General features: G+C 49.6%; 13 protein-coding genes. 7 read left to right on the top strand and 6 right to left on the bottom strand.

The features are described from left to right. The first annotated feature begins 394 nt into the window (after positions 1-394). The 3 genes from P2W70_RS31360 (at position 395) to P2W70_RS31350 (ending at position 2585) form a co-directional block, all read left to right on the top strand. Positions 395-574 carry a hypothetical protein gene (locus tag P2W70_RS31360; protein ID WP_276485559.1) on the top strand — a complete coding sequence of 60 codons (180 nt, stop codon included), beginning with the start codon at positions 395-397 and terminating at the stop codon, positions 572-574. 334 nt (positions 575-908) lie between these two features. Beyond that, positions 909-1730 (top strand): hypothetical protein, encoded by an 822-nt coding sequence (locus tag P2W70_RS31355; RefSeq protein ID WP_276485558.1) that lies wholly within the window; start codon positions 909-911, stop codon positions 1728-1730. A 27-nt stretch (positions 1731-1757) separates the two neighbouring features. Beyond that, positions 1758-2585, top strand: coding sequence for a hypothetical protein (locus tag P2W70_RS31350; protein WP_276485557.1), 828 nt, complete (start codon positions 1758-1760; stop codon positions 2583-2585). Between the two features lie 323 nt (positions 2586-2908). Here the strand turns inward: P2W70_RS31350 and P2W70_RS31345 are convergent, their stop codons facing one another. The 4 genes from P2W70_RS31345 to P2W70_RS31330 form a co-directional block, all read right to left on the bottom strand. Then, positions 2909-3460 (bottom strand): ferritin-like domain-containing protein, encoded by a 552-nt coding sequence (locus P2W70_RS31345; protein ID WP_276485556.1) that lies wholly within the window; start codon positions 3458-3460, stop codon positions 2909-2911. A 427-nt stretch (positions 3461-3887) separates the two neighbouring features. Further along, positions 3888-4292: a hypothetical protein gene (locus P2W70_RS31340; RefSeq protein ID WP_276485555.1), complete on the bottom strand. Its 405-nt coding sequence runs from the start codon at positions 4290-4292 to the stop codon at positions 3888-3890. Between the two features lie 752 nt (positions 4293-5044). Then, positions 5045-6436, bottom strand: a complete 1392-nt coding sequence (locus P2W70_RS31335; protein WP_276485554.1) for a GAF domain-containing sensor histidine kinase — start codon at positions 6434-6436, stop codon at positions 5045-5047. A gap of 36 nt (positions 6437-6472) precedes the next feature. Then, positions 6473-6928, bottom strand: a complete 456-nt coding sequence (locus P2W70_RS31330; protein ID WP_276485553.1) for a response regulator — start codon at positions 6926-6928, stop codon at positions 6473-6475. 321 nt (positions 6929-7249) lie between these two features. On the opposite strand from P2W70_RS31330, the gene P2W70_RS31325 reads away from it, so the two are divergent. From P2W70_RS31325 to xth, 3 genes are all read left to right on the top strand, one after another. Beyond that, the gene (locus P2W70_RS31325; protein WP_276485552.1) at positions 7250-8857 is read left to right on the top strand and encodes a sensor histidine kinase; all 1608 of its coding nucleotides are present in this window, start codon (positions 7250-7252) and stop codon (positions 8855-8857) included. A gap of 50 nt (positions 8858-8907) precedes the next feature. Then, positions 8908-10170 (top strand): GAF domain-containing sensor histidine kinase, encoded by a 1263-nt coding sequence (locus P2W70_RS31320; protein ID WP_276485551.1) that lies wholly within the window; start codon positions 8908-8910, stop codon positions 10168-10170. Positions 10171-10251: 81 nt separating this feature from the next. Beyond that, complete coding sequence (gene xth / locus P2W70_RS31315; RefSeq protein ID WP_276485550.1) at positions 10252-11028, top strand: exodeoxyribonuclease III; 777 nt, start codon at positions 10252-10254, stop codon at positions 11026-11028. 75 nt (positions 11029-11103) lie between these two features. Here xth and P2W70_RS31310 read toward each other — a convergent pair whose 3' ends face one another. Beyond that, positions 11104-11622: a hypothetical protein gene (locus tag P2W70_RS31310; RefSeq protein WP_276485549.1), complete on the bottom strand. Its 519-nt coding sequence runs from the start codon at positions 11620-11622 to the stop codon at positions 11104-11106. A 75-nt stretch (positions 11623-11697) separates the two neighbouring features. Next, positions 11698-12540 (bottom strand): chromate resistance protein ChrB domain-containing protein, encoded by an 843-nt coding sequence (locus P2W70_RS31305; RefSeq protein WP_276485548.1) that lies wholly within the window; start codon positions 12538-12540, stop codon positions 11698-11700. On the opposite strand from P2W70_RS31305, the gene P2W70_RS31300 reads away from it, so the two are divergent. After that, on the top strand, positions 12534-12851 hold the full coding sequence (locus P2W70_RS31300) for a putative collagen-binding domain-containing protein (protein WP_338119872.1): 318 nt from the start codon (positions 12534-12536) through the stop codon (positions 12849-12851). The genes P2W70_RS31305 and P2W70_RS31300 overlap by 7 nt on opposite strands.

The raw sequence follows: 12851 nt of genomic DNA, 5'->3' as shown, positions 1-12851 counted from the left end.
GGTATTTGATGCGGACGGTCAAATAGCTTGGCTGTGGCGACGCGGTGCGGTTTTTCGAAAAGTACTATCAGGCGCCCGTTTACAATAATTTACAACCTTTACGGTGGAATTTACCATCCTGACCGGTCAAACTGATCGAATTGAGGTAGTTTCGGTATTGTATGAAATACCTGCACGGCTATACCTGGCTCCTGCTGCTGGTGGTTGACACTGCCTGTGCACAACAGCAAGCCACCGCACATATTCCAAGGTATCGCAACGCGCAGCGTATGCCATCCTACAAGATAATAAAGGAATTATCTGGACGACCGGTGAGGTAAATTCGAGAGGCTGGGCGCTTACCCGGTACGATCAAAAGTCGTTGTACCAGGATAAACCGGTCGTAACCGAAATCATGTCAGGCGAGGCAATGGATTTTTTGGCGATCGTGGAAGCGAAGGATGGAAGTATATGGTTTGGATCGGGCGGTGGGGTTTTTCGGTACGATGGAAAGACCGTCAAAGACTTTAAAGAGGCAGCCGGTCAGCAAATGCGTCCTTCTCCCCTGTTCAGGAGTAAGGGCTACGTGAAGTGATGCTTTACTCGTCTATCGAGGTCAAATGCCGCGCGGCAAGTTCCTCCTTTTATACCCATATGTGCAGGTAATGATCAGTCTGCTCATGCACAACTGACGAAAGGTTTGCAGGAGATGCATACTGATGACTTGATCCCTTTTGGGTATAAAAAGTTTTCTTAAAAAAAGTTTGATTTCGTTTAGTACCGATTCGCGGTTTAGTTGTTATATAAGAAAGGATAAGGTTTAATGGTTAACGAATTTGATTAGCGACGCCCTGCATGTCTATGCGGGGTTTTCTTTTTGGTGCCTGGTAATCAGGTCATTTAACATTCATCATTTTAAAAAGCATTGCATGTCTGGATACGATCAACTTTCCGAAGACCAAAAAAACGAATTGATCAATGCCCAGGTTCAATTTGTAGAGTTTGTATTGATCTATAGCCTTGATGTACCCAATGTGGACATCGATGAACTGGGCGAAAAAATACTATCGGACTCAGACCTGGATTTGGGGCCCTATCTCAACTTCCGAGCCATGCGCCTCGCGCTTCAACCGTTATGTGATGTGGAGAGCACATTGCTGGATATGGAAAAGCATGGTATACGGGCCACCCATGAGATGGATGCCGATCACAAGGCGCAATTGGAAGACTTGGGTTTTGCGGTGGAGGGGTACGAAACCTGGCCTGATCCGGAGTTTTTTGTGGGGCAACCAGTGGCTGGGAAAAAGCTTGTCTGGGAGGCCGAATTGGTCGACTTTCTGGGAGTCGTTGTTTTATGTGAGCGGCTGGGGATCATGCGTGATAAAAAGCCGTCTCAAGCACGGGAAGACATCTGTCAGCTGCTGCTGACTGCCGTGGAGGTGGACTTTGAGGGATATCCCGACATCGAAGCGGTCTATACCGCAATGGGGTATGCTGTAAATGTTGATAATATCCGCGATAAATCCGACCGCTTGCAGAAGGCGAGCCAGTTGGTTTTGCAGCAGCGATCGGCCGACGATAAAAGGGTGTTGTCGGGTTTCATGGTGCAGGCTTCTTACAACGCCGTTACCGGTTCCGAATTTGCTGCCCGGTGCCCAGAGCTTAACCCGGCTATTTTGGCACATGTTTTCAACCTGTTATTTGTATCGGAACTGTTGCTACTGCAAGTGTTGGGAGTGGAGAAGCAGTAGTCTATCTATTTACTAAATAATACTGTCATGGCTGAAATGAACCAGGCTCCGGGAAAAGAGAGGTGGGAATGGCTGGGAAGTAAGGTAGAAATACTGACTGCTGTGTTGGCTATCAGCAAAACCCAGGATCACGAGCCCGAAGAGGTGTGGGAAGAAATGCACCGTCATGTCATCGTGAATATTCATCCTTATGCTGATTTCCAGTCTATGCGGTTGGCGCTGGAGAATGATTGCGACGTTGACGGCTATATAGCGGAACAGGGGAGACGGCAATTGGGAACTGTTGAGGTCGCAGCGGACGGTCAGCTCGACATGTCTAATGTCGGCAAGACAGGCAACCGTCATCGATTGCCCGAAATCAAGTTATACCTGGAGAGGCCCCAAAATGCTTTTGTAGGCACACCCGAAGAAGGCGATAGGATGACCTGGAAGGGCAGCCTGGTCGAATTCATGGGCCTGGTGTTGTTGACCTTGACCCAGACGGTTCGGCCTCCGGCCGATCCTGTCATAGCCTGTGAAGTGATCTGTAAACGCTACCGGCGTTTTATCCAGGTTGATATGGGTAGGTTCAAGGATTTTAATGCTTTGTATAAGGCGCATAGAAAAGACTTTAATGAGAAAGCTTTTCTCAGAAAAGGCGACAGGCTCAGGGCGGCCTACTGCAATGTATTTACGCTTGGTTTACACGAAGGGGATCGTGCAGCGAAGCCGTTCAGGTACCAGGCGAATTATATCAATAAGATGGCTGACCTGTTCCTTGACCAGTGGCCGGAACCTGGGATAGGGAAATTTATGCTGATACTGGGTGTTATATTTATTACCGACGATATGTTGGAGGCGGTGTTGGGAAAGTGAGATGGTAGGCATATCCGTTGATCGCTTCCGGGTAGGAAAAATGATCTAAAAAAACTTGAAAATCGTTTAGTACTGATTCATGTTTTTGTTGTTATATAAGAAAGGATAAGGTTTAATGGTTAACGAATTTGATTAGCGACGCCCCGCATGTCTATGCGGGGTTTTTCTTTTTGGCACCGATAAGCTTCGTTAGGGGGCTGATCAACGGACCATTTGCAGGGCTTGCCATTGTTGCAGGCATGATAACAGGCCTGTACGACCACAGGCGCCCCTTTGGACGCCTGTGTAATTGTCTCGTGTAGGTTGCTGGTGCTGTGTTGTTATCATTTGCTAACGGGACCATCCGCCACTTCTGCATCCAGGTTCACATCGAAGAAGGCGAGCTCGCTCAATTTGTCGTCTGCTTCGTATTCTTCGTCGAGTGTTTGTTTCAGCAATCCTTCTATCTTCGATAATCCCAATTGCATCGCATAGGCACGGGCAGTACCATATCCACAAATCTCGTAGTGTTCTATCTTTTGGGCAGCGGCGATAATGGCGGCGTCCCTCACTTCGGGCGACATGTTTTGTTTGATCATGTGTTCCCCTTCTTTGATGAGCCCTTCCGTGCCTTTGCATTTGGAGGAGCCGAAGATCTTTTCCAGGAAGCCGGGCTTTTTTTCTTGTTCACCGGCCAGCAGTATCTTCTTCACCTGGTCGAGGCGGTCCTTGTGGCCTTTGGTGATGGTCAGGTGTTCGTTAAGCGCTGCCTTGAGCCTGGGGTTTTCAGCCTTTTCGATCATCTTGGGCAGGGCTTCGATGATCTGCTCTTCCGCAGAATAGAGGTCATTGATCTCATGTTCCAGCAGGTCGTATAAGTTGATCATTTGTTCCATAATAAGTTGTTTTAAGGATTATATAAAATGATGTGCCGGTGCCGGCTGGCGTCAAAATCTGGCTGTATGCGTACCTATACGCAGCTTTATCCAGGTATTGTGGCGGAATGCCCGCAAGTTGGGTAGAAACTGTGACTGCCCGGAAAAGATCAGCTAAGTACAACTACCCCTGCCTGTAAAATATTTTTAATTTAGTAATCTATATGGATTGCTGCTTCGTACATAATCACCAGGAGAATACTTTTTTTCAGTTTTTGTTATTAACCCGGCTCGCGGGCCGGGTTGTTTTTAAACTCAGGCTGTTCAATTACACTCATAGAAATTAGGTTTAATGGTTAAGGCGAAACCAAACCCAGCTGAGGAGGCTGGGTTCTTGGTTTTTGGGGGGTGTGCAAACCAATGCTCTCTAAAGACCCGAGACAGTCATTTACCATTTTATCGTTCCCATATCGATTCCTCTCTTGATCAATAAGGCTGTCATTAGCAGTATTAGTCCGAAGAAGATCCAAGGACCATATCTCTTACATTTTCTAATGCTTTCTGTTGTTACTTCTTTTTTATCGAGGAGGCGTTTTCTGAACACTATGCCAAACAGGATGAAGAGGGCTCCAAAATAGAGGCCTGCTTTCAGCCACTGGATGATCTTTGGTTCGCGGGGGCTCCAGGTCGTGATCGGCACGGCGAGCGGTATGGCAATGCAGGTGGCCAATAAAAATGTGCCAAATGCCAGGATTACCACCATCCGGAAATGGGGGGAATGGAGCCGGGCAGCTTCAAGTGTCCGGTAAACCGTAGCGGCGAGGTAATAGATTTGGTCAATGATCTTCTTCATGTGCTTTCGTTGAGTTGTCACAAATGCCCATCAAACCTGATGTCTGCATAAACTAACGTGCCCAACAATACCGCAATACTTATCAGGATGTATATCATTACATTTCTTTTGTAGGCGCTGTGGGCCTGTTTATCTTTTTCCAGTTCCTCAAAGGGAGCAATAAAATGCAATAGGGCCAATTACCTTATACTTTCGAATACTTTTTTCAGTTACGTCCACCTGCCTTACCAGTCTTTCGAAAAGTAGATATATACTATAATGCTGTGGCTGTCATTTATGACTTGCCTAAATAAAACAAACCCCACTCTTCGACAAGAGCGGGGTATCTAATTAAGAGCCTTAACCTACAAATGTATAAACCCCAATGCTTGAACTGTTGTTCCAAACTACTACAGAAGATCCCATTGATCAGTCTGCAATACGTCCAGGCATTGTTTTAGCTGTGGAGCAGTCTAAAAAGTTTATAAGAAAGCCCCACGTAGACACGCAGGGCCAAACTAACTAAATTCGTTAACCTTAAACCTTATCCTTTCTTATATAACAACTAAACCGTCGATCGGTACTAAACGAAGGGGCAGTTATTTTACAATTATTTTATATCCAGGAATTATGGCAGTAATGCCAGGTTTTGATGCCTTTTTGTGCATGAAATCGATCACCACTGTGGTCCTTTATGGATATGCGTGCAGTATGCCCGTTAGTGATAGGGCGTACCACGGCATGGCGGGATGCAATAGCGATAACAGCTTCTGTTAATGAAGTAGCATAGGGGGACCACAGCACGCTGAGCTTAGGGAATCACTGCGCCAGGGCAACACGATGGTGATGGTAACTCCCTGATCGATACGGCCATCAGCGGTGATAGTGCCTTGATGCCGCTCGACGATCTTCCGCGCCAGGGAAAGGCCAAGGCCAGTACCGTCGTACTTGCTTTTTGCCTGCAGGCGGGTAAAGGTTTCAAATACTTTTTCGTTATAGACAGGATCAAAACCGATACCCGTATCGGTCAACAGGATCTGCGCATAGGCCCGGCCATCTTTTACCAGCGATGTCGCCTGCATAGTGATGCGCTGCGTACCGGCAGGTTTCGAGAACTTCAGCGAGTTGTTGAGGAGGTTATAGAAGAGTTGGTAAAGCAGCACCTGCACGCCTTCCACATTCGGTAAAGGCCCGCATTCAATGGTCGCATGCTTGTCGGCGATCATCACCTCCAGGTCGATGACAATGTCGGTAAGGATGCGATTGAGGTCGATGGGCTCCACATTTTGCAGGGCCACATTGGCCGATGAGTAGGTCAGTATCCCTTCGATCATGGTCGACATGCGGCTGGCCGACTCGAGTATTTTATCGGTATACCGTGTTGATACCGCCGTCATATGGTCACTGCATTCATTCTTCAGGCGTAAGCCAAAGGTGCGGATCTTACGAACCGGCTCTTTCAAATCATGGCTGGCCACATGGGCAAACTGCTGCAGGTCTTCGTTGGACCGTTGCAGGTCCCGCGTCCTGTCTGCCACCTTGCTCTCCAGGTCTGTCAACAACGAGGTGCGCTCGATCAGGTCGGCCGCCTGGCGGGCCAAAATATCCAGCAGGTCGAGCCGTCTTTTGGGTGGTGTATGCGGATGGTCCCAATGCGTCGATATCATGCCCAGCAGTTGACCGCTTCTGGAATAGAGTGGTGTGCTTTGCGCCGCAATGACGCCGCCATCTAAAAATACCGCCAGCGTGGGCTGGTTTTGCATAAATGCACAAGTGCGGTAGTCCGGAATTACCTGTCGTATGCCGGTCCTCAACACCTCTCCGCAAGAACTACCCGTATAACTATAAATCCATTTCCAGTATTCTTCCGCCTCCGGCGTGAAGCCGCTGCTGGCCAGGATACGGAGCTTACCGACCGTGCCTTCGTCGGGATACAGCATCTGCAGGGTGGCAAACTGCGAACGCATGAGCGCCACGGCCGCCTGCACAATTTTTTTATACAGCCCATCTATCCCATCTTCCTGGATCATTTCTGTACTCAACCTGTGCAATAAAAGCGCATCAGCCAGCTCTTCCTCCAACTGAGCGGTACGGTTTTCCTGCTCATTATAGATATGCAAGTTGCCATGATGTAGTGACTTTTTGGATGCAGATGTACTATTCATAACGCACAAGTTGATCTTAAGACACAGTAACAAATATTAGTTCCTGGACGGATTCAGCTGGGTCGGACTTTTAACATGTTGACTCCCTGCCAACAATTCCGGGAGTGAGGAGAGGGGGTTGATCGCTATGATCGCCAAAATCCTGGTCAGCTCCTGGAAATTTTCTGGCTTCGAAATAAACAATGATGCCCCCAGTTCAAACGATTTGTCGATATCACTTTTGGCCGTGGACGTAGAATACATGATTACAGGAATAGGGCTGTAAGCTTCTTCCCCTTTTAGTTTTGTCAGGCATTCCCAACCGGTCATCATCGGCATGTTGATATCCAGGAATATAATATCCGGCAGGGCGCTGTTGGCTGCGGCCAGCTGTTTAAACAGCGCAATGCCGTCTTCTGCCGTCTGGCAGATAGCCAATTGCATGCGATCGATCGCCTCCTTAAACAGGAAAGCGTCGTCAGCATCATCATCCACCAAAAGGAGTTGTTTCAACAAAAAGGGGTATTTATGTAAGGGAAAACTGACGAAAGTTAGTTAATTGTGGTCGATAGCCGGGCGTTTTTTCTAACTGGCTTGTAACGAGGAGCCTTTTGGGGCATGGTGGGGATAGCCTGCTGGGTATTTTCATCGGTTATTTGTTGTCTGAAATGGACAAATAGGGACGCAAGCGGCAGTTTTTCCAGCTGATTGATTTGGGTTGTCGGTGGCGTTTGTTTTGTTGTAACTGAAGGTTTTGTACATTAGTTACGTTCAACTTCTATTATTGTAATACATTCCGGGACCGCTAAACCCGGAGTGGCCATACATAAAATTATGCAGGATTCTTTTGCCGAAGGGGCCGCTTACGGACCCCAACCGCCTTCAGGGCGCTTTTACGACAACCAGGCCGAATCGCTGGTGGCCGGCGCTCCTTTTCCGATAGGGGTGTACGTGGGCCGCGACATGCGCATTCAATACGTCAACCAGTCGATCCTGGACGTGTGGGGAAAAGGCAACGATGTAATAGGAAAACGCTATGCGGACTTATTGCCGGAACTGGTCGATACGGGCATTTACGATCAACTGGATAAAGTGTTTACGACTGGGATACCTTTTCACGCCAGGAACCAACGAGTGGACCTGGTGAAAGAAGGCGTATTACAGCCCTATTACTTCAATTATAGTTTTACCCCACTGTACGATGCGGCTGGCAATATTTACGGGGTCATGAATACAGCGGCAGACATCACCGATCTGCATATTGCCAAATCCCGGATCGAGCAAAGTGAACAAAATTTCCGCAACATGATTTTGCAGGCACCGGTAGCGATGTGCATCCTGCTGGGGCCACAACATGTGGTGGAGATGGCCAATGCCCTCATGTTGAAGATATGGGGCAAGCCGGTGGAGTCGGTGATGCACCGCCCCATCTTTGACGGATTGCCGGATGCCCGCAACCAGGGGCTGGAAGCGGTGATGGCAGAAGTGTACCATACCGGCAAAACCTTTACCGCGAGTGAACGGCCCGTGCACCTGATCCGTGAAGGAAAACCTGATGTGGTATACCAGAATTTCGTGTACGAACCCTACCGTGATAGTGATGGACACATACTGGGGGTATTGGCCATCTCGATCGATGTGACTCCCCAGGTGCTGGCCAGGCAGCGCATCGAACAAATGGTGGAAGATCGTACGGCCGACCTGGCGGCAGTGAATAAAGAGCTGCAACGGTCCAATAGCGATCTGGCACAGTTTGCCCATATCGCTTCTCATGATTTGCAGGAACCGCTGCGTAAAATTTCTATTTACGCCGACCGGCTGGAACAGGTAACTGCGCCGAAACAAACTGGTGACACCAATTATGCTGCGAAGATCAGGCGGTCCTCCGATCGGATGAATACCCTCGTACGTGACCTGCTGGCCTATGCAGAGCTCTCTTCCCAGCCACTTCAAAAGATAGAACGGATTGATCTCAACAAGGTCATACACGAAGCCATGGAAGATTTTGAACTGCTGATCGAAGAAAAGAAAGCCCTGATCAGGGTAAGCGCATTGCCCATTGTGAACGCCAATGGCCTTCAGATGATGCAGCTATTCGGCAACCTGCTGTCGAATGCCTTAAAGTACAACAAGCCAGGTGTGGTGCCCGAAATTAGCATCGAGGCTGCGCCGCCGCAATCAAAGCCCGAAGGCCAGGGTAAACTTGATCCGGAACGGATGTATCATACCATCATCGTACGAGACAATGGTATTGGATTCAATGCAGCAGATGCAGATAAGGTATTCGATATCTTTTACCGGTTACACAGCAAATCCGAGTACCATGGTACGGGCATTGGGTTATCGCTGTGTAAAAAGATCGCCCAGCAACATGGGGGAGATATCGTGGCTTCCTCCAAACCACAGGAAGGTGCTACTTTTACTGTGTTTTTACCTGCCTGATAACTACGCTACCAGGCAATTACCCGATCTTTATAAAAACCCATTTGACAATGGTTACACTGGAAGGAGAATTCAGGAGGGATGTTGAAAAGATCCAGTCATTGGAGATCGTGCCATCTATGCTGGAACTTATTTGCCGAACGACCAACATGGGGTTCGCCGCCGTAGCCCGGGTTACGGAAAACCGGTGGATTGCCTGTGCCGTGCAGGACGAGATCGGCTTTGGATTGAAGCCCGGTGGGGAACTGCAATTGGAAACTACCATTTGCAACGAGATACGGGGACATGGGCAACCGGTAATTATAGATGAAGTGGCAAAGGATAAATACTTCTTCAATCACCATACCCCCAAGATGTATGGATTTCAGAGTTATATTTCCATACCCATCTTCCTGAAATCCGGACAGTTCTTCGGTACGCTGTGTGCCATCGATCCGAAACCATTGCCGCTGAAGGCTGGCAATATGGTCACAATGTTCAACCTGTTTGCTGATCTGATCGCCTTCCACCTGCACAATCAGGATCAACAGCAGGCCAAAGCGCTGGTGTTGAACAAAGCGCAACAGGATCTGGCAGCTTCCCGCGATGATGTTCGCCAATATGAACACGTGAGCCGTCATTCGTTGCAAGAGCCTTTGCGCAAGCTGCAGGTATTTACCGACATGATCGTCCACGATGTCTCGCTGCCTCCTGAACACCGGGTGCGGGACCTGGCCGTCAAGATCAATAGACTGTCCGGTGACCTGAGTGCAAAGATCAATCGGTTGAATGAACTGGCCGATATGCAAGCTGCCCCGGAAAAATTCACGAAAGTAGACCTGCAGGAAGTGGTAGCCAACGTGCTGATTGGTTTGCGGACCGGTATTAAAAGCAGGCAGGCTGTTGTAACCGTCCACTCATTGCCAGTAGTGGCAGGTATTGCCGGGCAATTGGAAATCGTGCTTTACCATATTATCGACAACGCACTCAGGTATTCCCAAGGCTATATCCTACCGATCATCGACATTTTTGCGGACATCGTGGACGCCGGCAGTATACAACATGCGCAGGTGGGCACGCAGTACCGTAAATACCATAAAGTGTGCATCCGTGACAATGGCATCGGGATCGAAGGCACCCACCTGGAAAAGATATTTGACCTGTTTGTGCAGCTAAAGCCCAAAGCACATGTTGACAGTGTTGGTGTCGGCTTATCGCAGGCGCGCCGTATCATGCGGCAGCATGATGGGGTCGTGTTGGTAGAATCGGTAGAAGGGAAGGGGTCGGTCTTTTCCTTGTTGTTTCCTGTTATTGTGCAAGATGAGGACCACTAATGCCTCCTGTTTTCCTGCCCAACGATGACCCTTTCAAAGTGTACCTGGCAGTATAGGCAAATCTTTTGCTGCTGGAATTCTATGATCAAGATCGCTACCTACAATATCAATAATATCAATAAGCGGCTGCCTGTGTTGTTGCGCTGGTTGCTGGAATCCAGGCCGGATATCGTGTGTCTGCAGGAACTGAAAGCCGAGCAGGGAAGGTTTCCGGAAGCAGCTATAGCGAAGGCTGGTTACCAGGCTTTGTGGCACGGGCAAAAGACCTGGAATGGCGTGGCGATCCTTTCGCGCACCGAGCCCATCCAGGAACTGCGCCGTAAACTGCCCGGCGGGCGCAACGATGTGCAAAGCCGTTACCTGGAAGCCATCGTGGGCAAGATCGTTATCGCTTGTCTATATGCGCCCAATGGCAATCCTTACCCGGGACCTAAGTTCAGCTATAAACTGCAATGGTATAAAAGATTGCAGGCCCATGCGAAAACCCTGCTGGCCCATGAGGTACCCGTGGTGCTGGCTGGCGACTTCAACATCATGCCCACGGAACTGGACTGTTACAAACCCGGAAAATACATCGATGACGCACTCTTTCGCATCGAGATGCGGCAGGTGTTTGCACGCCTGCAGCAACAGGGTTGGACCGATGCACTTCGTCACCGTTATCCGCGCCAAGTGATCTATACTTTCTGGGATTACCTGCGCCAGGCCTGGGAACGCAATGCCGGCCTGCGGCTCGATCATTTCCTACTCAGTCCGCAACTGCGGCCCCGCCTGCGCAAGGCAGGCGTAGACACCCACGTACGAGGATGGGAGCAGGCCAGTGACCACGCGCCTACCTGGATTGAGTTGAAAGCGTAAATAATAATACTCCCATTCACCGTGGTCAACTTTCAGCAACCAGGTGGGGCCAGTGTAAACAGGTCAGTCGGTGCGTTAAAAGATGATCCCAAACTGAAAGCCAAGGGTACAACTGACCGGCTGGTCATTGCCAAACCTGACAGGTACCGGCACGGCTACAAATACACTACTGCCAGCTCCTTTCTTCACAATCTTGTTGAGCACGGGCGTGAAGCCATATCTACCAGATGTTTCAAAAGCGGCCCGGGTAGCCAGCGTAAATCCCTTACCCAGGCCAAACAAAGCGCCGGGGTGAAACAGGAAATTGTTCATCTTGCTGGTGCCGCCATTGGCACGGATCAGGGGCACAAACTCCATCGAAAAGCCGATCCGCGCACTCTTCCAGATATTGATGCCCGTAGGCATTCCGACTACATACGCGCCATCAAAATTGTAATGGGGTTCCTGCGCACGGCTAACCGTGACAAGAGGATGCAGGATGCCTACATACGCGGTGATCCTGGGGTAGGTTACAGGCGGTTGTTGTGCGGCGGTGGTATGAACACTTAAGACAGTCAGGAATAGGGCGCTACAGTAAAGTCGGAGATGCTTCATCACAGTCATGGTTTGTTACCCTGCAATGCTATCCCGCTTCTGTGTCATGAAATAGAACAGGTTTTACTGCGTGGTCTATTCTTTACCTTTTGGGCTGTTTTTTTTACGATACGCGGAAGGACTTTGCCCGGTATGCTTCTTAAAGATGCGCGTAAAATGGCTTTGGTCCGAGAAGCCGGTGAGGTAAGCGATATGCGTGAGTGAATGGGCTGGGTCTTTCATCAGGTCGATGGCTTTTTCTATGCGTTGCCGGCGGATGTATTCGCCAAAACTGAGGTTATCGAAATGTTTGGAGAACTCACGCGATAAATACGAAGGATTGATATCGAGGTTACGCGACAGCTCGGTGAGGTTGAGGTTGCTGTCGATATGATCCTGGATCATTTCTTTGAGTTCACGGGCCCAGGCCGGGATTTTTTTCGTGGTATGGGCTTTCAGGAATTTATCAAATACCTGGATCAGCAGGTCTTCCTGCGGATGTTGCAGGTGCCGTTCCTGTTGCAGGTATTTGGCCCAGCTGTACAACGCATCATAAATGATCATGCCTTGTTGCAGCAGCACCTGATCATCGGGGTAATTGTAAGCCATGCCGGCTGCAATGGCCCATAAGCCGGCCGCCTGCCGGGCCAGTTCGTGTTTGTCGGTATCGGCCCCGCGCACAATAGGCGCCATATCGAGGACCGCCTGGTCTGTAATGCCGTGTTTGCGAATGATGTAGTCGAAGGTGCAATCCTTTCCATAGTGGGTATATTCCACACCGGGAATGTCGAAGGGAATGGCTGGCAGCGATTGAGACAGCGGCAGCACCTGGTCAAACGGTACATAGATGATTTCCGCTTCCGGATCCACAAAGCGAAGCAGGAGCCAGGGGCAGGCGATGCGGTCGATCTTAGGTCTTTCGCGGGTGATCCATTTCATGCGCTAATGTACCGAAATATAGGCTGCGGATCGGGAGGCAAGAAGTACGTAGTATCCAGCCGAAAGGCAAGGATAGCTACGCCATGATCTACCTGCCGATCGGTAAAACGGTGCAGGTCGACCTCTCGTTGCTGAGTGGCGATGCATTTGTCGCCTGGTGGTTCAATCCCAAAGATGGCAAGGCCAGTAAGATCGGGACGGTACAGCGAAAGGCTGCCGCAGAATTTACCCCGCCATCCATCGGCACCGGTAACGACTGGGTACTCGTAATCGATGCAGTGGCGGCTAAGTATCCCGCCCCGGGTAGGTAG

The sequence above is a fragment of the Paraflavitalea pollutisoli genome, from assembly GCF_029360705.1.
Lineage (GTDB): Bacteria > Bacteroidota > Bacteroidia > Chitinophagales > Chitinophagaceae > Paraflavitalea > Paraflavitalea pollutisoli.
Note: the sequence above shows the minus strand (reverse complement) of the source record. Positions and strands in the feature narration are given on the sequence as shown.

Excerpts from the sequence above, each read along its gene's own strand:
- P2W70_RS31360 (WP_276485559.1), top strand. The coding sequence starts at position 395 with ATGTCAGGCGAGGCAATGGATTTTTTGGCGATCGTGGAAGCGAAGGAT.
- P2W70_RS31355 (WP_276485558.1), top strand. The coding sequence starts at position 909 with ATGTCTGGATACGATCAACTTTCCGAAGACCAAAAAAACGAATTGATC.
- P2W70_RS31350 (WP_276485557.1), top strand. The coding sequence starts at position 1,758 with ATGGCTGAAATGAACCAGGCTCCGGGAAAAGAGAGGTGGGAATGGCTG.
- P2W70_RS31345 (WP_276485556.1), bottom strand. The coding sequence starts at position 3,460 with ATGGAACAAATGATCAACTTATACGACCTGCTGGAACATGAGATCAAT.
- P2W70_RS31340 (WP_276485555.1), bottom strand. The coding sequence starts at position 4,292 with ATGAAGAAGATCATTGACCAAATCTATTACCTCGCCGCTACGGTTTAC.
- P2W70_RS31335 (WP_276485554.1), bottom strand. The coding sequence starts at position 6,436 with ATGAATAGTACATCTGCATCCAAAAAGTCACTACATCATGGCAACTTG.
- P2W70_RS31325 (WP_276485552.1), top strand. The coding sequence starts at position 7,250 with ATGCAGGATTCTTTTGCCGAAGGGGCCGCTTACGGACCCCAACCGCCT.
- P2W70_RS31320 (WP_276485551.1), top strand. The coding sequence starts at position 8,908 with ATGGTTACACTGGAAGGAGAATTCAGGAGGGATGTTGAAAAGATCCAG.
- xth (WP_276485550.1), top strand. The coding sequence starts at position 10,252 with ATGATCAAGATCGCTACCTACAATATCAATAATATCAATAAGCGGCTG.
- P2W70_RS31310 (WP_276485549.1), bottom strand. The coding sequence starts at position 11,622 with ATGAAGCATCTCCGACTTTACTGTAGCGCCCTATTCCTGACTGTCTTA.
- P2W70_RS31305 (WP_276485548.1), bottom strand. The coding sequence starts at position 12,540 with ATGAAATGGATCACCCGCGAAAGACCTAAGATCGACCGCATCGCCTGC.